The 22,765-nt window shown below is 67.9% G+C and carries 20 protein-coding genes and 1 tRNA gene; 9 read left to right on the forward strand and 12 right to left on the reverse strand.

What is annotated here, in order from left to right:
• Window positions 1-16: 16 nt before the first annotated feature.
• Both A9977_RS14825 and A9977_RS14830 read left to right on the forward strand, forming a co-directional pair.
• Window positions 17-3,745 carry a DUF748 domain-containing protein gene (locus A9977_RS14825; protein ID WP_220811806.1) on the forward strand — a complete coding sequence of 1,243 codons (3,729 nt, stop codon included), beginning with the start codon at window positions 17-19 and terminating at the stop codon, window positions 3,743-3,745.
• A gap of 94 nt (window positions 3,746-3,839) precedes the next feature.
• Entirely contained in the window at window positions 3,840-6,698 is a 2,859-nt protein-coding gene (locus A9977_RS14830) for a DUF349 domain-containing protein (RefSeq protein WP_183025628.1), read from the forward strand.
• A 69-nt stretch (window positions 6,699-6,767) separates the two neighbouring features.
• On the opposite strand, the gene A9977_RS14835 is transcribed toward A9977_RS14830, so the two are convergent.
• From A9977_RS14835 to A9977_RS14855, 5 genes are all read right to left on the reverse strand, one after another.
• Window positions 6,768-7,559, reverse strand: coding sequence for a zinc-dependent peptidase (locus A9977_RS14835; protein ID WP_183025629.1), 792 nt, complete (start codon window positions 7,557-7,559; stop codon window positions 6,768-6,770).
• Between the two features lie 9 nt (window positions 7,560-7,568).
• Window positions 7,569-8,339: a UDP-2,3-diacylglucosamine diphosphatase gene (locus A9977_RS14840; RefSeq protein ID WP_183025630.1), complete on the reverse strand. Its 771-nt coding sequence runs from the start codon at window positions 8,337-8,339 to the stop codon at window positions 7,569-7,571.
• A gap of 19 nt (window positions 8,340-8,358) precedes the next feature.
• Window positions 8,359-8,871 (reverse strand): peptidylprolyl isomerase, encoded by a 513-nt coding sequence (locus A9977_RS14845; protein WP_183025631.1) that lies wholly within the window; start codon window positions 8,869-8,871, stop codon window positions 8,359-8,361.
• Between the two features lie 20 nt (window positions 8,872-8,891).
• The gene (locus A9977_RS14850; protein WP_183025632.1) at window positions 8,892-9,452 is read right to left on the reverse strand and encodes a peptidylprolyl isomerase; all 561 of its coding nucleotides are present in this window, start codon (window positions 9,450-9,452) and stop codon (window positions 8,892-8,894) included.
• An 87-nt stretch (window positions 9,453-9,539) separates the two neighbouring features.
• Window positions 9,540-10,151 carry a tetratricopeptide repeat protein gene (locus A9977_RS14855; protein ID WP_183025633.1) on the reverse strand — a complete coding sequence of 204 codons (612 nt, stop codon included), beginning with the start codon at window positions 10,149-10,151 and terminating at the stop codon, window positions 9,540-9,542.
• Window positions 10,152-10,360: 209 nt separating this feature from the next.
• Between A9977_RS14855 and cysS the strand changes: the two genes are divergently transcribed.
• The 7 genes from cysS (at window position 10,361) to A9977_RS14890 (ending at window position 17,332) form a co-directional block, all read left to right on the forward strand.
• A complete protein-coding gene (cysS, locus tag A9977_RS14860; protein WP_183025634.1) occupies window positions 10,361-11,737 on the forward strand; it encodes a cysteine--tRNA ligase in 1,377 nt (458 codons plus the stop codon).
• Window positions 11,738-11,751: 14 nt separating this feature from the next.
• Window positions 11,752-12,402, forward strand: a complete 651-nt coding sequence (locus A9977_RS14865) for a DNA-3-methyladenine glycosylase (protein WP_183025635.1) — start codon at window positions 11,752-11,754, stop codon at window positions 12,400-12,402.
• 137 nt (window positions 12,403-12,539) lie between these two features.
• Window positions 12,540-13,520 (forward strand): acetyl-CoA carboxylase carboxyltransferase subunit alpha, encoded by a 981-nt coding sequence (locus A9977_RS14870; RefSeq protein ID WP_183025636.1) that lies wholly within the window; start codon window positions 12,540-12,542, stop codon window positions 13,518-13,520.
• A 35-nt stretch (window positions 13,521-13,555) separates the two neighbouring features.
• Window positions 13,556-14,527 carry a tRNA lysidine(34) synthetase TilS gene (gene tilS, locus A9977_RS14875; RefSeq protein WP_183025637.1) on the forward strand — a complete coding sequence of 324 codons (972 nt, stop codon included), beginning with the start codon at window positions 13,556-13,558 and terminating at the stop codon, window positions 14,525-14,527.
• Window positions 14,528-14,603: 76 nt separating this feature from the next.
• Window positions 14,604-15,872: an aspartate kinase gene (locus tag A9977_RS14880; protein ID WP_183025638.1), complete on the forward strand. Its 1,269-nt coding sequence runs from the start codon at window positions 14,604-14,606 to the stop codon at window positions 15,870-15,872.
• A gap of 37 nt (window positions 15,873-15,909) precedes the next feature.
• Window positions 15,910-16,002: transfer RNA gene (locus A9977_RS14885), tRNA-Ser, on the forward strand.
• Window positions 16,003-16,165: 163 nt separating this feature from the next.
• Window positions 16,166-17,332 carry an integrase arm-type DNA-binding domain-containing protein gene (locus A9977_RS14890; protein WP_183025639.1) on the forward strand — a complete coding sequence of 389 codons (1,167 nt, stop codon included), beginning with the start codon at window positions 16,166-16,168 and terminating at the stop codon, window positions 17,330-17,332.
• A gap of 147 nt (window positions 17,333-17,479) precedes the next feature.
• Here the strand turns inward: A9977_RS14890 and A9977_RS14895 are convergent, their stop codons facing one another.
• The 7 genes from A9977_RS14895 to A9977_RS14925 are packed head-to-tail and all read right to left on the reverse strand — an operon-like array spanning window position 17,480 to window position 22,755.
• A complete protein-coding gene (locus A9977_RS14895; RefSeq protein WP_183025640.1) occupies window positions 17,480-17,929 on the reverse strand; it encodes a hypothetical protein in 450 nt (149 codons plus the stop codon).
• Between the two features lie 47 nt (window positions 17,930-17,976).
• Window positions 17,977-18,270 (reverse strand): hypothetical protein, encoded by a 294-nt coding sequence (locus A9977_RS14900; RefSeq protein ID WP_183025641.1) that lies wholly within the window; start codon window positions 18,268-18,270, stop codon window positions 17,977-17,979.
• The gene (locus A9977_RS14905; protein WP_183025642.1) at window positions 18,267-18,797 is read right to left on the reverse strand and encodes a class I SAM-dependent methyltransferase; all 531 of its coding nucleotides are present in this window, start codon (window positions 18,795-18,797) and stop codon (window positions 18,267-18,269) included. Before A9977_RS14905 ends, A9977_RS14900 begins: the two co-directional genes overlap by 4 nt.
• Entirely contained in the window at window positions 18,790-19,554 is a 765-nt protein-coding gene (locus tag A9977_RS14910; protein WP_183025643.1) for a hypothetical protein, read from the reverse strand. The genes A9977_RS14905 and A9977_RS14910 overlap by 8 nt, the downstream gene beginning before the upstream one ends.
• A complete protein-coding gene (locus tag A9977_RS14915) occupies window positions 19,551-20,147 on the reverse strand; it encodes a hypothetical protein (RefSeq protein WP_183025644.1) in 597 nt (198 codons plus the stop codon). Before A9977_RS14915 ends, A9977_RS14910 begins: the two co-directional genes overlap by 4 nt.
• Complete coding sequence (locus tag A9977_RS14920) at window positions 20,144-20,653, reverse strand: hypothetical protein (protein WP_183025645.1); 510 nt, start codon at window positions 20,651-20,653, stop codon at window positions 20,144-20,146. Before A9977_RS14920 ends, A9977_RS14915 begins: the two co-directional genes overlap by 4 nt.
• Complete coding sequence (locus tag A9977_RS14925; protein WP_183025646.1) at window positions 20,650-22,755, reverse strand: ParB/RepB/Spo0J family partition protein; 2,106 nt, start codon at window positions 22,753-22,755, stop codon at window positions 20,650-20,652. Before A9977_RS14925 ends, A9977_RS14920 begins: the two co-directional genes overlap by 4 nt.
• Window positions 22,756-22,765 lie beyond the last annotated feature (10 nt).

Here is a 22,765-nt window from a genome sequence, read left to right on the forward strand (position 1 = left end):
GCGGCACACTCGCGCGATGATCAATGCCGCTTCGTTGAAACAGAACAAATGGGTGCGACGGTTCGGCGTCGCGGTGTTGGCGGTGTTGGTGCTCTGGGCCGTGGCCTGGCTGGCGGTGCCGCCCCTCGCCAAGAGCCAGTTGCAGAAGATCGCGAGCGAGAAACTGGGACGCCAGGTAACGGTCGGCAAGATCGATTTCAAGCCGTGGACGCTCGAGCTGGCGCTGAACGATTTGCGCATCGCCTCGGCTGACGGCAGCCAGCCGCAGTTGGCGATCCGCCGCATCTATGCGGATGCCGAACTGCAGTCACTGCTGCGGCTGGCGCCGGTGATCGATGCGGTCAGCGTCGAAGCGCCGGAAGTGCATCTCACGCACCTGGCCGACGGCAAGTACGACATCGACGACATCCTCGCCAAGCTGGCGAGCGAACCGGCCAAGCCCGCCAGCGATCCGGCGCGTTTCGCGGTCTACAACATCAGCGTGTCCGGCGGCAGCGTGGACTTCGACGACCGCACCGTCGGCCGCAAGCACGAACTGCGCGACCTGGAGCTCAAGGTGCCCTTCCTGAGCAACCTGGACTCGAAGCGCGACATCAAGACCGAGCCCAAGCTGGCCTTCACGCTCAACGGCAGCGCCTTCGATTCGGCCGCCTTCTCCACGCCATTTGCCGAGAGCCGCAAGACCGATGCGCAGCTGCGCTTCAAGGACCTGGACCTTGCGCCGTACCTCGGCTACATCCCGGCCGGCCTGCCGGTGCAGCTCAAGGCCGGCACCCTCGACGCCGACCTGAAGATCGACTTCGAACGCGCGGCTGCCACGGGCCTCAAGATCACGGGCACGGTCGAGGCCCACAAGACGCGTCTGGCCGACGCCAAGGGGCGTGAGCTGCTGGGCTTCGATGCGCTCAAGCTGGGGCTGGCCGACGTGCGGCCGCTCGACGGCGTGATCCACCTGGACGAGGTGGCGCTGAGCGGCCCGCAACTGGTGGTGGCGCGCGATGCGGCCGGCCAATTGAATTTGCTGGCGACCGATCCCGCGACCGGTGCGACCCAGAAGGTGGCGCCGCCCAAGGCCGCGGCCAGCGGTGCCGCGGCCGCGCCGGCGGCCGAGAAGAACCCCTTGCGCGTGCAGGTCGACAAGGTGCTGCTGACCGGCGGCCAGATCGGCTGGCGCGACGAGACCACCCAACCGGCCGCCGCGGTCGATGTGAGCCAGCTCGCGATCGAGGCCACCGGCATCGCCTGGCCGATGGACAAGCCCACCCGTTTCAGCGGCTCGACGCTGGTGGCCGGCGCGGCGCTCAAGTTCTCGGGCGAGGCCACCGACAAGGTCGCGACCGTGCAAACCGAAGTCACGGCGCTGCCCCTGTCGCTGGCCGCACCCTACCTGGCGCAGAGCCTGGAACCGACGCTCGACGGCAAGCTCAGCGGCCAGATCGACGTGGCTTGGGCCGCGCCCGCCGCGCTCAAGTTCAAGGCCCGGCGTCTCGCGGCCGACGGCCTGGCCCTGACCCAGGCCAAGACGGCGCTGGTGAGCGTGGGCCGCTTCGAGCTGGTCGATGCCGAGGCCGACATGACCCAGCACACGCTGGCCATCGCCTCCTTCACCGCCACCAATCCGAAGCTGCGCATCGAACGCGACAACGAGAAGCGCTGGATGTTCGAGCGCTGGCTCAAGACGCCGCCGGCGGCAGGGTCGAAGGAGGCCAGCGCCCGCGTGGCCGCGCCCAAGCCGGAAGCGGCATCGACGCCGCAGCCGGGCGCCAACACCCAGCCCTGGCGCCTGAGCATCGGCACGCTGGCCGTCGACGGCGGTGCGGTCTCTTACGCCGACAAGGCCGGCTCGGCGCCGGTCGCGGTCGAGATCACGGCCTTGAAGCTCAATGTGCAGAAGGTCCAGCCCAACACCGCGACCGTCTCGCCGGTGCAGCTGTCGGGCCGCATCGGCGCCGGCCGGGCCGATCCGGGTCGCTTCGACTACAAAGGCAACGTGGTGCTGCAGCCGCTGTCGGCCGAAGGCCGGCTCGAGGTCAGCGCCTTCCCGGCCCATGCCTTCAAGGCCTACTACGCCGACGCGCTCAACATCGACATCCGCCGCGCCTTCGCCAGCTACCGCGGCACGGTGCGCTACGCCACGCAGCCGGCGGGCATGAACCTGCAGCTGGCGGGCGACACCGCGGTCGAGGATTTCCGCGCCAACAGCGCCTCGCTGACCCAGTCCGATTCGCCCGGCCTGGAACGCAGCAACAACCAACTGCTGAGCTGGAAGGCGCTGAGCCTGCGCGGCCTGCAGGTGGCGATGGTGCCTAAGGCGCCGCTGTCGGTCGACGTGCGCGAGACCACGCTGACCGATTTCTTCGCCCGCGTGATCGTCGATCCCACGGGCCGGCTGAACCTGCAGAACCTGACGAAGAAGTCGCAGCAGGACGCCGACGCCGCCGCTGCCAAGGTGGCGGCCGCGCCCGAAGCCGTGGCCGCGACGCAGCGCAAGACCGGTGGCGTCACCGTCACGACGGCGGCCGTTCCCACAGCCGAGGGAGACGCGGGCGGCCCGGCGCCGCTGATCCGCTTCGGCCCGATGAGCCTGGTCAACGGCAAGATCGACTTCACCGACCTGTTCGTCAAGCCCAACTACTCGGCCGACCTCAGCGAGCTGACCGGCAAGCTCAGCGCCTTCGCCTCCGACAAGGCCGGGCTGGCCGATCTCGAATTGCGCGGTAAGGCGCAGCAGACCGCGGCGCTGGAGATCGCCGGCAAGATCAACCCGCTTGTCAAGCCGCTGGAGCTCGACATCACGGCCAAGATGCGCGACCTCGACCTGGCGCCGCTGACCCCGTACTCGGTGCGCTACGCCGGCCACGGCATCGAGCGCGGCAAGCTGAGCATGGACGTCAACTACAAGATCACGCCCGAGGGCCGCCTCACGGCCGCCAACAAGCTGGTGCTCAACCAGCTGCAGTTCGGCGAGGAAGTGAAGGGCGCGCCCAACAGCCTGCCGGTGCGGCTGGCCGTGGCGCTGCTGTCCGACCGCAACGGCGTGATCGACGTCGACCTGCCGATCAGCGGCTCGCTCAACGATCCGCAGTTCAGCATCGGTTCGCTGATCTTCAAGGCCATCGGCAACCTGATCGTCAAGGCCGTGACCGCGCCCTTCGGCCTGCTGACCGGCGGCTTCGGCGGTGGCGGGTCCGGCGAAGCCAGCTCCATCGCCTTCGATGCCGGCAGCGCGGCGCTGTCGCCCGCGGCCAAGGAAAACCTGGACAAGGTCGCCAAGGCGCTGACCGACCGGCCGGCGCTGCAGCTCACCGTGGTCGGCACCGCCGGCCTCGCGCAGGAGCGCGATGCGGCCAAACGCCAGCGCCTGCGCCAGATGCTGCAGGCCGAGAAGCGCCGCGCGGCCGCCCGGGCGGGCGAGGACGCCGCCGACGTGCCGCCCTTGACCGATGCCGAGTACCCGGTTTTGCTCGCCGCGGTCTACAAGCGCGCCGACATCACCAAGCCTCGGAATATGATCGGGCTTGCCAAAGACCTGCCGGTGCCGCAAATGGAAGACCTGTTGCTCGCCGGCATCACCGTGAACGAAGAGACCATTCGTCAGCTCGCCGTCGAACGCGGCGCCGTGGTCCGCGATTACCTGCTGGCCAAGCAGTTGCCGAGTGAACGCCTGTTCCTCGGCGCGGTGCGCACGAACCCCTCCGATGCCGGCTGGAAACCCGGCGCCGAACTGAATCTGGCGAGCCGTTGACCGGATCGAGCGCCGGTCTGTGAAAATGGCGGGGTGCGCCGGCTTTTGCCGGCGCCTTGGCTTTCCTCCTATCCGATAAAACGATCAGCGCGCAGTGACCTCTACCTCCTCCAAGCACCAAGACCTCCAGTCCCTCGATACGCTCACCGGCGGCGCCTTCACCGCGCCCACCTCCGGAGAGCGCGCGCAGCGCATCCGCGAGTGGCTGGCGACGAGCCCTTCGCCCGAGCAGATGCAGGAGGTGTTCAAGGAATTGAGCGGCCGCGACAAGGGTGCCGCGCGCCTGCTGCGTGAAAAGCTCGACGAGATCAAGCGCGCCAAGGGCCAGGAAGCGATCGCCGCCGAATGGGCCCAGAAGGCCGAGGCGCTGCTGGCCCAGTCCAAGCTCAACATCGCCGACGCGCTCGCCTGGCAGCGCGATGCCGCCAAGGCGGGCGCACCGCTGTCGCGCGAGCCGCTGGCCGGCTTCAAGGTGCAACTGGCCGAACGCGTCAAGGGCATCGAGGACCTGCAGCACCGTGCCCAGGTCCAGCGCGAGGCCGCCGTGCTGCTCGCGCAGCGCTTCGAAGTGCTCTCGACCAAAGGCTGGCGCGATGCGCAGGCCGCCGAGGAAGCGCTCAAGGCCGACGTCACGCATTGGCAACAACAGGCCAGCGAACTGACCGCCGACGCCAACTGGAGCAGCCTGGACGCCAAGTTCGCGCCCCAGCTCGAGGCCTCGAAGGCCCAGTTGATGGTCGTCTCCGACTCCTTCCATGGTGCGCTGGCACAGGCCGCCGCGGCCGCCGCGGATGCGGCCGCGCCGCTGCCGCCGGTGCCGGTCTGGGCCGACGAACTGCGCGCCGCGCGCGGCCTGCCGACCGAAGCCTCGGTGGTGGCCGCGGCCGCCGCGCCGGCCAAGCCCGCCGGCCCCAAGGTCGATCCCGAGAAGCGCGCCGCGGCCCAGGCCACGGTCGAAGCCGCCCTGGTCAAGCTGGAGCAGGAAACCGCCGAAGGCCATGGCAAGGCCAGCGCCGGTGCCGCCGCCGCGCTGCGCGCGGTGCTCAAGGAGCACGGCAAGCTGGTCGAGGCACCGCTCGAAGCCCGCGTGCATGCCGCGCTGGTGGCCGCCGGCGAGCTCGAAGGCTGGCAGCGCTGGAGCGCCGACAAGGTGCGCGAAGAACTGGTGGCCAAGGCCGAAGGCCTGCTCAAGCGGCCCGAAGGCCAGGCGCTGGGCGGCCGCAAGATGCAGGAATCGCTGCGCACGCTGCGCGAGCAGTGGAAGCAGGCCGACCAGGGCGGCGTGCCGAACCACGCGCTCTGGAAGCGTTTCGACGAAGCCTGCAACGAGGCCCACAAGGTGGTCGAGGCCTGGCTCGAGAAGGTGCGTGCCGATGCGGCCGAACACCGTGCCCACCGCGTGGCGCTGATCGAGGAGGTCAAGGCCTGGGCGGTCGAACACGCCGCCGGCAAGGACCTCAAGGCGCACAGCCGCGCGCTGCACCAGTTCGCCGACCGCTGGCGCGATGCCGGCCATGTGGGCGAGAAGGTGTTCGCCGAACTGCAGCCGCTGTGGAACGAAGCCTTCGGCGCCGCCCGCGTGCCGCTGGAGAGCGCCCAGGCCGCGAGCGTCGAACGCCGCCAGGCCATGATCGCCGAAGCCGCCGAGCTGGGCGCCCAGCCGATGCTGCGCATCGATGCCGTGAAGGCGCTGCAGCAGCGCTGGCAGGCCGAAGCGCAGAGCGTGCCGCTCGACCGCCGCCATGAACAGAAGCTGTGGGACGCTTTTCGCGCACCCATCGACGAAGCCTTCAACCGCAAGACCAGCGAGCGCGAAAAGGCGTCGGCGGCGATGAGCGAACACGACCGCTACGTGCTCGACGCGTCCAAGGCGCTGGACGCCGCCAACGCCACCGGCGACGTGCAAAAGATCCGTGCCGCCGTGGCGCAGCTCGAGGCCGCGATCCGCGGCGAGGCACGGCCGCCCGCGCCGGCGCCGGCGAAGAACAGTGCCGACGGCCCGGCCGTGGGTGCGACCGAAGTCGTGGCCCCGGGCCAGGCTGCGGCCGAGTTCAGCGAAGGTGCGCAGATCCAGCCGGTGCCGGGCGAGAACGACGCGCCTGCCGCATCGACCGAGGCCGACGAGTCCGCCGAGGTGGCGGCCAGCCCCGCCGCGGCCGGCGACCTGATCGCCCCCGTGGGCAGCGCCGATGCCAGCGCGCTGGCCGACGAAGGCGACAACGCCGCCGCCGCCGTGCCCGCGGCAGCACCGAAGCCCGCGCCCAAACCGGTCGTGGCTGCGCGCCGCGGCGATGACCGTCCGGGCAGCCGCAAGGCCGAGCCCGCGGCACCGGCCGGCCGCTTCGGCGACCGCCGCGACAGCCGCAGCGGCCCTGGTGGCCGTCCCAACGACCGCGGACCGCGTCCCGGTGCGCCGGGTGGCGATCGCGGTGACCGTGGCGCCCCGGGCGGCGGCCGTTTCGGCGACCGTCCCCCGCGCTTCGAAGACCGCGGCCCGCGCCTGGGCGATGCGGCCTTCCGGGCCCAGCGCGAAGCGCTGGAGCGCGCCGACCTCGCGCTGCGCAAGCTGGCGGCGCAGGCCCATGGCGAGGCGCTCACGCACCTGCTGGGTGCCTGGGAAAAGCGTGACGCGGCCGAACTGCCCAGCGTGCAGGAACTCGGTCGCGCGGTGACGCCGACGGTGCGCACGGCCTGGACGCAAGCCGTCGCCAAGCCCGCCGCGGGCGACGCCGGCGAAGCGCTGCTGCGCCTCGAAATGGCCGCCGAAGTGCCGACGCCCGCCGATCAGCTCGACGCGCGCCGTGCGCTGCAGCTGAAGCTGCTGACCAAGCGAGGTGATCCGACCCCGGCGCAGACCTGGGGCGAGGACGCCGGCAAGGTGCTGGCTTCGGCCCACGATGCCGCGACGGCACGCCGGCTGCAGAACGCGCTCAAGGCGCTGCTGCGCAAGTAAGGCCCTGGCCGGAGGCCGGCCGCTGCGAAAAAGGCGCCCCGCGGGGCGCCTTTTGTTTGGGGGGTGCGGTCAGGGCCGTGCAGGCAGAAAGAACGCATCGAAGAGCTGCAGCACTTCGGGAAAATCGCGGCCGAAATGGGCGCGGTTGACGAAGTAGGCTTCGCAAGCCACGGCGAAGAATTCGCTGAGCGATGTGGCGCCGTAGGGGTCGAGCCAGGTCGGCTCGCCACCGAAGCGTTCGGCCACGATGACCTGCTCCCGAAAATTGTCGTAGGCGGGCTGGACCGCGTTCATCCAAACCGCATGGGCCTCGCGCGCGCTCGAGGTGCCCGCAAAACCCGCGGGCAGGGTGGGGCAGCCGTCGGCCCCGCCGTCGCGCATGTCGATCTTGTGGGCGAATTCGTGGATCACCACGTTGTAGCCCTGGTCGGCCGTCACGCTGCTGGCCAGCACGTCCTGCCAGCTGAGCATCACCGGTCCGCGCTCCATGGCCTCTCCGGCCACGACTTCCTCGTACTCGTGCACCACGCCGGCCTCGTCCATGGTCTTGCGCTGCGCGACCACTTCCGAGGGGTGGATCACGATGCCGACGAAGTCCTCGTACCAGTCGAGGCCGCCGCGCAGGTGCAGCACCGGCAGCACGGCCTGCGCGGCGACGGCCAGCGCCACCTCGTCGGTGATCACGAAGCCGTGCGCGCCGTGGAATTCCTTGTCGCGCAGGAGCTCGGCGGCCATCGCGCGCAGCCGCGCGGCGTCCGCGGCGGCGGGCTGGACCAGGAAAGGGTAGCGCGCCAGCGTGGCCTGCCAGGCGGCATCGGGGATGGCGGGGGCGGCACGCAGGCCGCGGAGCCACTTGAACATCGAACGGCGTCAGCGGACGTCGACGCGCCGGGCGCCGGTGGTGGACAGACACAGCACCTGGGCGCGCGGCGGGTGGGCGGCCGCATCCCAGTCGCTGAGCACGATGCGCCGCAGCCCATCGCCCAGCGCGTGCTCGGCCGGTTTGTGCGTGTGGCCGTGAACCAGCGTGCGGGCGCCGGCACGCTGCAGCCACTCGCGGGCCGCGTCGGTGTCGACATCGGCCCAGACCATGCCGGGCGTGGCCTTGCGCGCCTCGCTCTGCGTGCGCATCGAACGCGCCAGCGCGCGCCGCTCCTCGATCGGGCGGGCCAGGAAGGATCGCTGCCAGGCCGCATCGCGCACTTGAGCGCGGAACTTCAGGTAGTCGGTGTCTTCCAGGCACAGCAGGTCGCCATGGCTCAGCAGCCAGCGCTGGCCGTGCAGCACCAGCACCGTCGGATCGTCGAGCAGCGTCAGGCCGCACTGCGCGGCAAAGGCCGGGCCGACCAGGAAGTCGCGGTTGCCGTGCATGAAGAAGACCGGGCGGCGCGCGGCCGCCTCGCGCAGCAGTTCGGCGCATCGCGCCTCGAAGCCGGGCAGGGCGGTGGCGTCGTCGCCGATCCAGACCTCGAACAGGTCGCCGAGGATGAACAGCGCGTCGGCCGGCGTGGTCTGGAGGTAGCCGCGCCACGCATCGAAGGTGGCGGGCTCGTCCGCCTGCAGGTGCAGGTCGGACAGCAGGTCGACGGTGCGCCACGCGGCGGGCGCGACGAGTTCGGCGAAGGCCGCCTGGTCGCTCATGCCGCGCGGCGCCGGGCCGTCATTCGACCGTGACGGTGGCCTTCTCGATGACCACGTCTTCGAGCGGCACGTCGTCGTGGAAGCCCTTGCGGCCGGTCTTCACGGCCTTGATCTTGTCGACCACGTCGGTGCCCGCGATCACCTTGCCGAACACGGCATAGCCCCAGCCTTGGGCCGAGGGTGCGGTGTGGTTCAGGAAGGCGTTGTCGGCGATGTTGATGAAGAACTGCGCGGTGGCCGAGTGGGGCGCGCTGGTGCGGGCCATGGCGACCGTGTACTTGTCGTTCTTCAGGCCGTTGTTGGCCTCGTTCTCGATCTCGGCCGCGGTGGGCTTCTGCGTCATGCCGGGCTCGAAGCCGCCGCCCTGGACCATGAAGCCCGGGATCACGCGGTGGAACACCGTGTTGTCGTAGTGGCCCTTCTTCACGTAGGTGAGGAAGTTCTCGACCGACTTCGGCGCCTTGGCGCGATCGAGTTCGAGGGTGATGGTGCCTTGGCCCTTGATGCTGAGTTCGACCTGGGGATTGCTCATTGGAAAGCTCCTTTTTCGCTTTACTTCGCCACGACGGTGGCGGACTGGATGGTGATGGGTTCGACCGGCACGTTCTGCATGCCGCCCTTGTTGCCCGTCTGCGCCACGCGGATCTTGTCGACCGTTTCCGTGCCCGAGACGACCTTGCCGAACACGGTGTAGCCGTGGCCGTCGGGGTTGGGCGCGTCGAGCATGGCGTTGTCCTTCACGTTGATGAAGAACTGCGCGGTGGCGGAGTTCGGGTCGCCGGTGCGGGCCATGGCGATGGTGTACTTGGCGTTCTTCAGGCCGTTGGAGGCTTCGAGCGGCACGGGCGCGCGCGTGGGCTTCTGCCGCATGTCGGCGGTGAAGCCGCCGCCCTGGATCATGAAGCCGTCGATGACGCGGTGGAACACCGTGCCGTCGTAGTGCTTGTCCTTCACGTACTGCAGGAAGTTGGCCACCGTCTTGGGGGCCTTCTCGGGCGCGAGTTCGACCACGATGTCACCGGCCGAGGTGGCCAGCTTGACGCGCGGCGCGGCGGCCGTCTGGGCCCAGGCGGCACCGGTCACGAGCAGCGTGGCCGCGAGGGTCAGCGCCATGCGGCGCGAGGAAGATGGGAATTTCAAGAAAAGATCTCGCTTTCTGAAAAGGAAAGGGGCGGGGTGGCCATGCCGCCCGCCGGCGGCTTACTTGCTGCGCGCCGGCTTGTGCGCGGGCAGCGGAGCCGGCGCGGGCGGCAGGGCCGCGGCGGCCGGTGCGTTGAGGAAGATCTGGCGGATCAGCGCCAGCTTGGGCGCCGCGCTGGCGTTGGTCGATGCCAGCTGCTGCGCGCGTCCGTACGACTGGGCCGCGAGGCGCGCATAGACGTCGCCCAGGTTCTCGTGCGCGGTGGCGTAGTTCGGGTTGAGCCGCAGCGCGGTTTCGAGCGCGTCGCGCGCCTTGTCGAACTGGCTCTGCTGCGCGTAGAGCGCGGCAAGGTTGTTGTAGGGCTCGGGCAGTTCCGGGAAGTCCTGCGTGAGCTGCGTGAACGCAGTGACGGCCTCGGCGGTCTTGCCCTGCTCGGTGAGGATCACGCCGCGCAGGAAGCGCATCTGCGGATCGCGCGGCTTGCCGGCGATGTAGGTGTCGGCCTTGGCCAGCGCTTCGGGCGCCTTGCCCTGGCGCAGCAGCTGGTTCACGTCCGAGTAGTCGTCGGCCAGCGCGGCGGTCGACGCGGCGGCGATCAGCAGCGCGCCCAGCAGGCGCAACGCGGGGCGGAAGGACAGGGCGGGAGAGAGGAGGGGTACGGCGTGCTTCATGAGGCTCGGGAAGAAGGTCTGGCGCGGGCTTCGAGAATCGACCCGGAAGATGCCCGGCAGGGGCCGTTTATACTGGGCACGATTGTAGCCGAGGGGCCGCGTCCAACCCCTCGTGCCACAGTCCCCCCATCCCTGATTAAAAACGTTGTTCGCCCGCACCCGTCGTCAGCCTGCGCGGGTGGGTCGCACATCGACGCTTTCCGAATTCCATGAGTCTGCGCATCTACAACACGCTCTCGCGTGAACTGGAGGAGTTTTCCCCGTTGCAACCCGGCCACGTACGCATGTACGTGTGCGGCATGACGGTCTACGACCTGTGCCACATCGGCCATGCGCGGATGATGATGGCCTTCGACGTGGTGCAACGCTGGCTGCGCGCGAGCGACCTGCAGGTCACCTATGTGCGCAACATCACCGACATCGACGACAAGATCATCGACCGGGCGGTCAAGCGCGGCATCACGATCCGTGCGCTGACCGACGAGATGATCGCGCTGATGCACGAGGACATCGCGGCGCTGGGCATCGAGCCGCCGGCCGTCGAGCCGCGCGCCACCGACTACGTGCCGCAGATGCTGGGCCTGATCGAGACGCTGGAGCGCAAGGGCCTGGCCTACCGCTCGCCGACCGGCGACGTGAACTACGCGGTGCGCAAGTTCCCGGGCTACGGCAAGCTGTCGGGCAAGTCGCTCGACGAGCTGCATGCGGGCGAGCGCGTAGCGGTGCTCGACGGCAAGCAGGACCCACTCGACTTCGTGCTCTGGAAGGCCTCGAAGCCCACCGAGCCGACCGAGGTGCAATGGGACAGCGCCTTCGGCAAGGGCCGGCCCGGCTGGCACATCGAGTGCTCGGCCATGAGCTGCGCGACGCTGGGCGAGACCTTCGACATCCACGGCGGCGGCGCCGACCTGCAGTTCCCGCACCACGAGAACGAGATCGCGCAGAGCGAAGGTGCGAGCGGGCAGCCGCTGGCGAAGCTCTGGATGCACAACGGCTTCGTGCGCGTGGACAACGAGAAGATGTCGAAGAGCCTGGGCAACTTCTTCACCATCCGCGAGGTGCTGCAGAAGTACGACCGCGAGACGCTGCGCTTCTTCCTCGTGCGCACCCACTACCGCAGCCCGCTCAACTACAGCGACGCCCATCTGGACGATGCGCGCAACGCGCTCAAGCGCCTGTACACCGCGCTGGACCTGGTCGCGCCCGCGCCGGTGGCGATCGACTGGACGCATCCGCAGGCCGCCGCCTTCCAGGCCGCGATGGACGAGGACTTCGGCACGCCCGGCGCCATCGCGGTGCTGTTCGAGCTGGCCACGGCCGTGAACAGCACGCGCTCGGCGGAGACGGCCGGGCTGCTCAAGGCGCTGGCCGGCACGCTGGGGCTGCTGCAGGGCGATCCGCAAGCCTTCCTGCAGGCCGGCAGCACGCTCGACGACCAGGCGATCCAGGCGCTGATCGCGCAGCGCGCCGCGGCCAAGGCCGCCAGGGATTTCGCCGAGGCCGATCGCATCCGCGACGCGCTGCTCGGCCAGGGCATCGTGCTCAAGGATTCGCCCACCGGCACCACCTGGGCCGCGGCCCAGTGAAGGACTCGACTGCGATGTCTCCCGTCATTTCCGCGCCGGTCAAGATCATCACGCCCGACTACTGGGAGGAAGCCTGCAGGCACCTGGCCAAGAAGGACCGCGTGATGAAGCGGCTGATCCCGCAGTTCGGCGACGCCTGCCTCGAGTCGCGCGGCGATGCCTTCGTCACGCTGGCGCGCAGCATCGTCGGCCAGCAGATCTCGGTGAAGGCCGCGCAGCAGGTCTGGGACCGCTTCGAGACCCTGCCGCGCAAGATGACGCCGGCCAATGTGCTCAAGCTCAAGGTCGACGACATGCGCGCCGCGGGCCTGTCGGCGCGCAAGATCGAGTACCTGGTCGACCTCGCGATCCATTTCGATTCGGGCGCGGTCCACATCGACGCCTGGAAGGACATGACCGACGAGATGATCATCTCGGAGCTGGTCGCGATCCGCGGCATCGGCCGCTGGACCGCCGAGATGTTCCTGATCTTCCACCTGATGCGCCCCAACGTGATGCCGCTGGACGACGCCGGCCTGATCAGCGGCGTGAGTCAGAACTACTTCTCGGGCGAGCCGGTGAGCCGCAGCGACCTGCGCGAGGTGGGCGTGGCCTGGGCCCCTTACTGCAGCGTCGCGACTTGGTATATTTGGCGATCGCTCGACCCGGTACCGGTCGCGTACTGAACATGACACACTCCCTGGCCTCGCGCACGACGCGTCGACACGCCCGGCCCCTCGGAGGCCCGGCCATGCGGGCTGCGCGGTCTTCCGCCAGCACCGTGGTCCGGCCCCGACCCCATTGACCCCCACAGGAGAAGACGTTGGCGAAACGAACCTTCCTCGACTTCGAGCAGCCCATCGCTGAACTCGAAGGCAAGATCGAAGAACTGCGCTATGTGCAGACCGAATCCGCGGTCGATATCTCCGAAGAGATCGACCAGCTGAGCAAGAAGAGCCAGCAACTCACCAAGGACATCTACAGCGAGCTCTCGCCCTGGAAGATCACCAAGATCGCCCGGCACCCCGAGCGCCCCTACACGCTGGACTACGTCAACGAGATCTTCACCGACTTCGTCGAGCTGCACGGCGACCGCCATTTCTCGGACGACCTGTCGATCGTGGGCGGCCTGGCGCGCTTCAACGGCACGCCCTGCATGGTGATCGGCCACCAGAAGGGCCGCGACACCAAGGAGCGCACCGCGCGCAACTTCGGCATGAGCAAGCCCGAGGGCTACCGCAAGGCCCTGCGGCTGATGAAGACCGCCGAGAAGTTCAAGCTGCCGGTGTTCACCTTCGTCGACACGCCCGGCGCCTACCCCGGCATCGATGCCGAGGAGCGCGGCCAGTCCGAGGCCATCGGCCGCAACATCTTCGAGATGGCGCAGCTCGAGGTGCCGATCATCGTCACCATCATCGGCGAGGGCGGCTCCGGCGGCGCCCTGGCGATCTCGGTGGGCGACCAGCTGGTGATGCTGCAGTACTCGATCTATTCGGTGATCAGCCCCGAGGGCTGCGCATCGATCCTGTGGAAGACCAGCGAGAAGGCCCAGGAAGCGGCCGACGCGCTGGGCATCACGGCGCACCGCCTCAAGGCCCTGGGCCTGGTCGACAAGATCGTGAACGAGCCCGTGGGCGGCGCGCACCGCGACCACAAGCAGATGGCGGCCTTCCTCAAGCGCGCGCTCAACGACGCCTTCCGCCAGGTCGGCGACCTCAAGGTCAAGGAACTGCTCGAGCGCCGCTACGAGCGCCTGCAGAGCTACGGCCGCTTCTCGGACACCAAGGCCGAGAGCACGCGCTGACGCGCCGCGGGCCGCTGCCGGCCTGCCTCCTTCCGATGGACAACCCCGCCGCACACGCGCTCGCCTCGTGGGCGGCGCCCTTGCCGCTGGGCGTGGCCTACAGCGGCGGCGCCGACTCGACCGCGCTGCTGCATGCCGCCGCCGCGCGTTGGCCCGGTCAGGTGCATGCCTTGCACGTGCACCACGGGCTGCAGGCGGCCGCGGATGGTTTCGAGCGCCATTGCGAGATGGCCTGCCATGCCCTGGGCGTGCCCTTGCACGTCGCACGCGTCGATGCGCGCCATGCCTCGGGCGACAGCCCCGAGGACGCCGCGCGCCGCGCGCGTTACGCGACGCTGGCACAGCTCGCACGGGACCACGGGCTGCAGCACGTCGCGCTGGCCCAGCATGCCGACGACCAGGTCGAGACCCTGCTGATCGCGCTCGGCCGCGGCGCCGGCCTCGACGGCCTGGCCGCGATGCCGCGCGAGATGACGCGCCATGGCGTGCAGTTTCATCGGCCGCTGCTCGAGGTGCGCGCGGACGCGTTGCGCGCATGGCTGGCGACCGCGCGGGTGGGCTTCGTCGACGACCCCAGCAACGCCGACGCGCGCTACACGCGCAACCGCATCCGTCACCAACTGATGCCTGCGCTGGCCCAGGCGCTGCCGCAGTTCCGCGAGACCTTCGCGCGCTCGGCGCGCAATGCGGCCCGGGCCTCGTCGCTGCTGGTCGAACTGGCCGACATCGACCTGGCCGCGACCGGCGCGCCGCCGCGCATCGCCGCGCTGCAGGCCTTGCCGCGCGAGCGCCGCGCCAACGCGCTGCGGCGCTGGCTGCGGCGCGATCACCAGGCCGTGCCCAGCGAGGCGCAGCTGCAGCAGCTGCTCGACCAGGTCGAGGCCTGCCGCACGCGGGGCCATCGCATCCACCTCAAGGTGGCCGGCGGCTTCGTCGAACGCGAGGGTGCGGTGTTGCATTGGTACAATGCCCCGCCTTCGCCGGCGCTTGATGCCTGCTCGCTCTGAGTGGACTGGCGGCGACTGCAGTCTCCGGCCACCGACGACTTCGCGGTGCCCGTTTTACTTCTCCTTGATTTCACCCATGGCATTGATCGTTCACAAATACGGCGGTACGTCGATGGGCTCGACCGAGCGCATCAAGAACGTCGCCAAGCGCGTCGCCAAGTGGGCGCGCGCCGGCCACCAGATGGTGGTGGTCCCCAGCGCCATGAGCGGCGAGACCAACCGCCTGCTCGGCCTGGCCAAAGAGCTGGCCTCCGGCAAGGCCGATTCGCAGTACGAGCGCGAGCTCGACATGCTGGCCTCGACCGGCGAGCAGGCCTCGTCGGCGCTGCTGGCGATCGCGCTGCAGGCCGAGGGCGTGCAGTCGGTCAGCTACGCCGGCTGGCAGGTCGCGGTGCGCACCGACAACTCCTACACCAAGGCCCGCATCGAGAGCATCGACGACGCCCGCGTGCGTGCCGACCTCGAGGCCGGCAAGGTGGTGGTCATCACCGGCTTCCAGGGCGTGGACGACAACGGCAACATCACGACGCTGGGCCGCGGCGGCAGCGACACCTCGGCCGTGGCCATCGCCGCGGCGATGAAGGCGGCCGAATGCCTGATCTACACCGACGTCGACGGTGTCTACACCACCGACCCGCGCGTCGAACCCGATGCGCGCCGCCTGCTGACCGTGAGCTTCGAAGAGATGCTCGAGATGGCCAGCCTGGGCTCCAAGGTGCTGCAGATCCGCTCGGTGGAATTCGCCGGCAAGTACAAGGTCCCGCTGCGCGTGCTGTCGAGCTTCACGCCCTGGGACATCGACATCATTGAAGAAGCCAAATCCGGCACGCTGATCACTTTCGAGGAAGACCTGAACATGGAACAAGCCGTCGTATCCGGCATCGCGTTCAACCGCGACGAGGCGAAGATCTCGGTGCTGGGCGTGCCCGACAAGCCGGGCATCGCGTACCACATCCTCGGCGCGGTGGCCGATGCGAACATCGAAGTCGACGTGATCATCCAGAACCTGAGCAAGGACGGCAAGACCGACTTCAGCTTCACGGTGAATCGCAACGACTACGCCAAGGCCACCGACCTGCTCAAGGCCAAGGTGCTGCCGACGCTGGGCGCCGCCGAGATCGTCGGCGACACCAAGATCTGCAAGGTCAGCATCGTGGGCATCGGCATGCGCAGCCACGTGGGCGTCGCGAGCAAGATGTTCCGCGTGCTGAGCGAAGAGGGCATCAACATCCAGATGATCTCGACCAGCGAAATCAAGACCTCCGTCGTGATCGACGAGAAGTACATGGAACTGGCCGTGCGCGCCTTGCACAAAGCTTTCGATCTTGATCAGCCCGCGGCCTGAAAACGCCTCAAACGCTGGCATAATCTAGGCTTCCAAAGGAACTGTGACCGAGTGGCCGAAGGTGCTCCCCTGCTAAGGGAGTATGGGGTGTAGAGCCTCATCGAGGGTTCGAATCCCTCCGGTTCCGCCAATTAGCGCCAAGAAGCCCGCACCTAAGCGGGCTTTTTCGCATCTTAACCCATGCAGAATGCGGACTTAGACGCGCTGAACCCTCCCGAATCGCACACGCTCACACCCAAGTCCACGGGTAGCGCGTAGGTAAGCGAGTAGGTACGGCGAAAACAGATCCGCTGATGCCTACAAATACTCTCACCGACGCCCAATGCAAACGCGCTGCCGCACCAGACGGTCCGCGCAAGTTTTTCGATGGCCACGGACTGCACCTTTTGGTCACTCCGGCGGGCACTAAAACATGGCGAATGTCGTACCGCCTCGAGAAGAAACCGCAGACTGCAACCTTCGGTGCCTACCCCCTGGTTAGCCTGGCCGACGCGCGCGAAAAGCGCGACGAGATCCGCCGCAAGCTGAAGAACGGCGAGAGTCCGAAGAAGGTCAAGAAGGTGGCCGGCGTGACGTTCCAGAAGGCCTGGGAGGCCTATTGGGAGGGCCGTCAAGACGTCTCCACTGGATACCGCACCAACGCCCTGCGCGCACTCGAGATGCACCTTGGTCCGAAGCTGGGAGAGCTACCGGTCGGTAGCATCACGCGTGAGCTGCTGTTGACCGAGCTGATGAAGATGAATGCGGCCGGAGCGTTCGTGTACGTGCGCAAGGTCCGCATGTGGGCTGGCCAGGTGTTCGATTGGGCGGTGGAACATGGGCACAGCTCGGTCAACCCGGCCGCGGCCATCCGTCCCGAAAAAGCATTCGGACGTGAAGAGGTCGAGTCGCACGCGGCCCTCGAGCTCAACCAGGTGCCGGAGTTGATCACGCGCCTGTCGCTCGAGCGCGAGCTGATCTCGGTGCTGGCCTGCAAGTTCCTTGCGCTCACGTGGGTGCGGACCAAAGAGATGCGGTTCGCGAAGTGGGACCAGTTCGACGGTGACCTGTGGCGCGTGCCGCACGGCACGATGAAAAAGCGCCGCGACCACCTGGTGCCGCTGTCGACGCAGGCGCTCGAGGTCCTGGCCAAGATGAGGGCGCGCCAGAACGGCGACTATGTGTTCCCGGCTGACCATCGCAACGACCGGCCGCTCAGTGAGAACTCGGTGCTGTATCTGCTGCACCGGATGGGCTACGAGGGAAAGATGACCGGCCACGGTTGGCGCACCGTGGGGTCGACCTGGGCGAACGAGCAGGGCTTCAACGGCGATGCCATCGAGCGGCAGCTCGCCCACGCACCTGACGACGAGGTGCGGGCGGTCTACAACAGAGCTATCTACCTGCCTGAGCGCCGGAAGATGCTGCAGGACTGGGCAGACTGGTTGCTACCAGGCTCAGCCCCGCCTTCCGAAGCGTAGAGAGCTTCCAGCCGCGCGTGCGTGCGCTGAGGTCGACGTCGGGCTTCGGTAGCTTGTCGTCCTTCATCCAGCGCCGCAGCGTCTCGCTGGTGACGCCGCCGAGGGCCGCGCAGAGATCCTTGCGCCAGATGATGCGATCGGGCTCGGTCATGCGGCCACTCCTTCTTTCAAAAATCGAACGTCGATGATCTGGCCGCCAGCTTGGCGCACGCGCATCTTGGCCAGGTCGACGGCGCGCGTCACTTCACGCGTGCTCAGCTGCTCGAGCTGGTATTCGTGCAACCTGACCGCTTCGACTATGTCGTCGAGCTCTTGGTAGTAGAGGGCCGTCGCGTGCCAAGCGCCCGTGGCCATGGCGCGCTTGCGGATCTCGGCGAGGGCGAGCTCGGCGCTCTGAAGGTGCTCGGCCAGGCCGCGCACAACGCCCTGTGCCTCGATCGACAACGCGATCTCCACCGAGCTGGCCAGCGTCGACCATTGAAGCTCGCTGGCCACGCCCTCGCGTAGCGCCTTCAGCGATCGGTGAACCGGCGCCATCATCCTTTCCAGCTCGCCTGGGGTGAGCGTGGTGGCTCGATTGATGACGACGCTGATCATGTTGGTGGCCGGCTGGAAGCGCACGCGGCGGGGAGGACGGCCGCGGCTCATTCGAAGCCCGCCAGCATTGCGACGCACGTGTCTTGCGTGCCGCAGGGCTCGCAGATCGTGACGATCACTGGGTCCATGATCGGTTTGGCCATGTCTTCGTCGGGACCCATGATCGCAGCGATGCCGGCGTGGCCAAGCACCATCGCCAAGCCGGTCTGTCGCTCGACTGCGCGCATATCGACGCCGAAGCGCTCGACCTTGACGCGCCAGAACAGGGGCAGCCCGCTGTCTCCGATCTTCTTCCCGCAGCGCGAGCACGTCGACACCGCGCGGAGTTCGGCTTCCTTCATGCGGGCTCCTTCGCTGCGCTGGGTGCCTGAGGGGCGGCGGGTTTCATGAAGACGAGCCAGTGGGTCATGCCGCTGCGGCCACTGATCTGCCCGAACAGTGGAGCGGCCGGTGCCAGGGGAAGCACCTCGGCCAGCTTGACCTGGGTTTCGTTCCACTTGAACACCAACACGCCCTCGGCGGCCAGGACGCGCCAGCACTCGGCAAACCCCTGCCGCAGGTCTTCGCGCCAGTCCTGGCCCAGCTTTCCATACTTCGCGGCCAGCCAGCTGCGAGGGCCAGCGCGCACAAGGTGCGGCGGATCGAAGGCGATCAGCTTAAAGCGGCCGTCGGGGTACGGCAGAGCGCGGAAGTCCATCAGGACATCCGGGTCGATGGTCAGCGTGCGCGTGCCGTCTTCGCGATGCGTGCGGTCGGTCACGGTGATCGTCTCGCGGCGCTGGTCACCGAAGATGGCGCGCGGGTCGGCCTTGTCGAGCCACATCATTCGGGTGCCGCTGCAGGGGTCGAGCACGATCGCCTCAGTCATTCGAGCCTCCCCGCGCACCCGGTGCCTGTGCTGCGATGACGGCGTCAATGGCTGCATCCAACGATTGCCCGCCGTACTGATGGGGCCGCGATGCGTTGTCCATCGCCGCGATCCACCACTCCTTCCGCATCGTCTTGCATTTGCTCCAGCGCGCCGCGTCCGCCTTGTCCGTATCTGCCTGGGGCTGGGTGCGGGTGTAGAGAGCTGCCACGGATCGCAGCAGCGCCATCAAGTCATCGTCGTCGAATCGATACTGTCCGTCATAGACGCCGTAGTCCGCATGCTCCAGCAGGGCCTTGATCTGCGAGTCCGTCACCGCCTCACTGGCGGGGAGAGTGGCCTGGGGTGGGGTGGCGAAGTCACCGTTGATGACACTGAGCCCAAAGTCGGTGAACTCGTAGCGATTCCCCGTGACACGGCGCACCAGCCCGATGGTGGCGAGCTTTTTCATCTTGGAAACCGGAACGTCGTAGTCCTGCCCATCCTCTGTGGTTTCGTAAAAGCGCCGAAGCGCCGCCATTTCATCGTCGAGGATGGCGAAAGGCAGCGCCGACGTCTCGCTGGGCGCCAGTGGCAGCGCCTGCTGCGGGGTGGCGGCCAGTGCGATCAGCTTGTCGGCGATGGTGAGGAGGTTGTTGCGCATGTGGTCCTCGCTCATGTGCGCGGCAGTGTGCGCGAACTGCGAGAGCGTCATCAGCGCCTCGCTGGGCGCCAGTGGAAGCGGAGCCCCGGCGATGGGTACGTGGGGTGCGGTCATTCGCGTCCTCCCTTGCGTGCCGTTGGCGCTTCTGCGCGGTCAAGTCGCTCGATTTCTGCGCAGACCAGAGCGCCTGCCTTAACCAGCTCGCGGCGGCGGTCATCGTTGGCCTTCGCTTCCCAGCCAGATGGCACGATGGCCTGACCGAACGTGTCGCCGTAGCCTGTCTCTGCCGCCGGCCAGTCGCGAGCAGCTGGGGGCATCGCGTAGTACGCGGCCAAAGCTGCAATCTCGCCCTGGACGTGCTCGTCGTCGTGCTCGTAGGTCCACCCCTTAGCGAGCATCTGCCGAACGCGTTCCGCTGCGACGTCCTGGACAGCGCGCGGCGTAAAGGCCGCTGCAGCTGGGGAGCGACGCGCTCCGGGATCGATGCCGAGCCGGGTGCGCAACTGCGAGACGTCCTCGTGTGGCCGTGCGTACCAGTCCTCGGCGACAGCGGCCTCGTAGCGCGCTGTGATTGCTGCGGCGATCGGATTGCTGGCCAGCCAGCGCGCATCGCCGTGCACCATGGTGCGCAGCCATTCGATGTGCTGGGCTTCCCATTGACGCGCCTCGCGCCAGGCGTGAAAGCGAGCGATTAACTTCTGGATCATGGTGAGGTCCTGTCGCGGTGGATGTGAGCGGCACGGATCGCGACCGCGTCGGCCAGGGCGTTATGGGGGCACTTCGACTCGCCGTCTAGGTCGCGGCGGATCTCGAGCGTGAGTGGAGGCGTCTCGAGGCGCTCGCCTGGCCCGGTGATCAGCAGCTGGCAGAAGTGCGTGATGTCGTCCGGCCAGTCCGCGACGATGTGAATGGCGGGGTAGCGCGCAAGCCAGGCGGCCAGCTTCTCCTGCACCGTTGCTCGCGGCAGCGCTGGTTTGCCGATGATCGGCATGACGTTCACCGCGACCCATGGCACAGGGTTCTCGCAGCCGAGCGACTCGTAGAAGGTGAGGCCCTGCTCGTCGACCAATGCGATCGAGATCAGTTCACCGCCCATGCCATTGAACTCGGTGTCGATCCAGAGGCGGGTGGGGTGGTAGACGGGCCAGAACCGTCGATCCGAATGCTCTGACTTGAGGGCGTCAACATGCCCTGAGGTGTGGATGAGGTTCATGGCCGTGCCTCCTTCGGGAACGGCCATGCCGCGCGCGGATCGAGTCCGGCTGGCTCTGGCCACAATGCGGCCGCGAGGCACTCCACGGCAGCGGGGGGCAGGGTCGCCGTGGAGCGGTCATCAAACACGATCCGCAACTGGCCATTGGAGAAAATTCGCGTGACCGCTCCTTCCAGCCCGTGCGTCGGCTCCTTTTCGTCAACTACGCGAATTCGGTCCGCGACTTGCATGATCCTCGCGGCAACCTCTCCAGCCGGCTCAGACGCCCCTGCTGGCTCAGCATCGAGTGCTTGCAGCGCGGCAGCGATGCTCGCGCTTGCCTCCTCGGGCGACGTCTTTGCCCGAGGCGCCCGCGCCGCAGGCTTCGATTTTTTTTCCACTCCCTTCGCACTTCCCTCCGCTTGCGCAGCCGGTTCGTCGCTGGCGGTAGCTTCCGCGCCTCGCTCGGCTCTGATCTCGGCTTGCACCTTCGCCTTGATCTCGTCGATGCTGATGTCCAATTGCAGCGCCAGATCGTCGATCGTCGGCGCCGAGTCATTGAAGACGTAGACGTCGTCCTCGTAGTCCCAGGACGCTGTGGCATCGCCCTGCAGCAGCACGAGGAGTAGGGTGTAGCCGACCTCGTTGTCATCAAGCGAGCGGACAGACGACAACACGATCTCCTCGCTGGGATATCGCTCGGGCAGGCCGATCACATCTGCGAACGTGCTCTCGCCGCATCGCTGGTCGGCCATCGAGATCTCGAGCAGCACGCGGCGCAGCAGGTTGGCGCTTAGCGTGCGGATCTCGCCCGCACGGATGCGAGGCTCGATGGCTGCGATGGCTGCGGCACGCCACCGCGTTTGGTATGCCTCTGCCAGGTCGCGCGCTGCCACCGCCGCTTCCCGTTCCTTCTGCTTCTGCGCCTGCTTGGCCATTGCAGCGTCGACCTTGCCGCCTTTGGCCTGGGCCTTTCCGCGGGCCTTCTCTGCCAGTGCGTCGGCAACGATCTCCTTCACCTCATTCGAGTGCGGGCTGACGAACAGCTTCACTTTGCCCTTGAGTTCGCGCTCGGGCAGGGCATCGCGCATCTCCTGGGTCAGTTCGCTGTAGCCCGTGATGGTGCCGTACCACTTATGCGGCTGCAGCTCCATCGCTTCCTTGCCTTCGATAACCTCCATGCCCTTCGCTCGCGCGACCGCGATCAAGGCTTCGGTGTGAGCCGTTTCCTTGCCGTGGAAGCATGGGGGATCGATACAGAGATCAGGGCCGTCGACGTCGGCGAAGAGATCCGGGTTCGCGCCGGTGCGCTTCGTGCAGGTGTTGCAGTCGCCGGCGGCCGGCAGCAGGCCGGCGTCGACGATGGAGAATTTCGCGGCCGACAGCTTCAGCATGACGTTCTGCTGCACCCAAGATTGCAGGGCCCGGTAGCTCAGCCGCGGCGAGCCCTGGTGGTCCTTCTCGTTCGCGGCCTCGAGCGCCTTGATCTGCAGCTTCTCGTCGGGGATGCGCGCGATGAGCAGTGCCTTGCTGCCATCGATGTCGCCGCGGCGCAGTGCCTCGCGCGGGCCGGCCGTGAGCTCGAGGAGCTTGAGCCGGCTGTAGACGTAGGCGCGGCTCTTGCCGATGCGATCGCCGACGGCTTCCTTGAGCAGGCCGGTCTCGTCGCACAGCCGCTGATAGCCCTCGGCCTCCTCGAGCTCGGTGAGGTCGTCGCGTTGCAGGTTCTCGACGATCTGGATCTCGAGCACGGCTGCGTCGCTCAGCTGCCGGATCATCGCGGGGATCGTCTTCTGCTGTGCGAGCTTGCTGGCTCGGTACCGACGCTCTCCCGACACGATCTCGTGCGTGGGCAGTGGGTTGCCATCGCCACGGTTGCGGAACGTGTCATCCAGGCGCGAAGGCGGCAGCGGTCGCACGAGGATGGGTTGGTGCACGCCGCTGGCCTTGATGCTCTCGACCAGGTCCTGCATCTTGGCTTCGTTGAAGGTCTTGCGCGGGTTGGTGAGGCTAGGCGCGACCAGAGCGAGATCGAGCATCGCGAACAGCTCGACTGCCGTATCGGCTTCGGGCTGTTCTGCAATCGCGGCGCCGTCGCCGGCGGAGAATTCTTTGAGAGACATGGGGTACTCC

This window comes from Variovorax sp. UMC13 (assembly GCF_014170375.1).
In the GTDB taxonomy this organism is placed as follows: Bacteria; Pseudomonadota; Gammaproteobacteria; order Burkholderiales; family Burkholderiaceae_C; genus Variovorax.

Bases quoted from the DNA above. Each gene is read 5' to 3' on its own strand.
- A9977_RS14895 (WP_183025640.1), bottom strand. From the start codon at position 17,929: ATGATCAGCGTCGTCATCAATCGAGCCACCACGCTCACCCCAGGCGAG.
- A9977_RS14915 (WP_183025644.1), bottom strand. From the start codon at position 20,147: ATGATCCAGAAGTTAATCGCTCGCTTTCACGCCTGGCGCGAGGCGCGT.
- A9977_RS14880 (WP_183025638.1), top strand. From the start codon at position 14,604: ATGGCATTGATCGTTCACAAATACGGCGGTACGTCGATGGGCTCGACC.
- tilS (WP_183025637.1), top strand. From the start codon at position 13,556: ATGGACAACCCCGCCGCACACGCGCTCGCCTCGTGGGCGGCGCCCTTG.
- A9977_RS14865 (WP_183025635.1), top strand. From the start codon at position 11,752: ATGTCTCCCGTCATTTCCGCGCCGGTCAAGATCATCACGCCCGACTAC.
- A9977_RS14845 (WP_183025631.1), bottom strand. From the start codon at position 8,871: ATGAGCAATCCCCAGGTCGAACTCAGCATCAAGGGCCAAGGCACCATC.
- A9977_RS14835 (WP_183025629.1), bottom strand. From the start codon at position 7,559: ATGTTCAAGTGGCTCCGCGGCCTGCGTGCCGCCCCCGCCATCCCCGAT.
- A9977_RS14855 (WP_183025633.1), bottom strand. From the start codon at position 10,151: ATGAAGCACGCCGTACCCCTCCTCTCTCCCGCCCTGTCCTTCCGCCCC.
- A9977_RS14840 (WP_183025630.1), bottom strand. From the start codon at position 8,339: ATGAGCGACCAGGCGGCCTTCGCCGAACTCGTCGCGCCCGCCGCGTGG.
- cysS (WP_183025634.1), top strand. From the start codon at position 10,361: ATGAGTCTGCGCATCTACAACACGCTCTCGCGTGAACTGGAGGAGTTT.
- A9977_RS14850 (WP_183025632.1), bottom strand. From the start codon at position 9,452: ATGGCGCTGACCCTCGCGGCCACGCTGCTCGTGACCGGTGCCGCCTGG.
- A9977_RS14905 (WP_183025642.1), bottom strand. From the start codon at position 18,797: ATGACTGAGGCGATCGTGCTCGACCCCTGCAGCGGCACCCGAATGATG.
- A9977_RS14900 (WP_183025641.1), bottom strand. From the start codon at position 18,270: ATGAAGGAAGCCGAACTCCGCGCGGTGTCGACGTGCTCGCGCTGCGGG.
- A9977_RS14910 (WP_183025643.1), bottom strand. From the start codon at position 19,554: ATGACCGCACCCCACGTACCCATCGCCGGGGCTCCGCTTCCACTGGCG.
- A9977_RS14925 (WP_183025646.1), bottom strand. From the start codon at position 22,755: ATGTCTCTCAAAGAATTCTCCGCCGGCGACGGCGCCGCGATTGCAGAA.
- A9977_RS14890 (WP_183025639.1), top strand. From the start codon at position 16,166: ATGCCTACAAATACTCTCACCGACGCCCAATGCAAACGCGCTGCCGCA.
- A9977_RS14825 (WP_220811806.1), top strand. From the start codon at position 17: ATGATCAATGCCGCTTCGTTGAAACAGAACAAATGGGTGCGACGGTTC.
- A9977_RS14920 (WP_183025645.1), bottom strand. From the start codon at position 20,653: ATGAACCTCATCCACACCTCAGGGCATGTTGACGCCCTCAAGTCAGAG.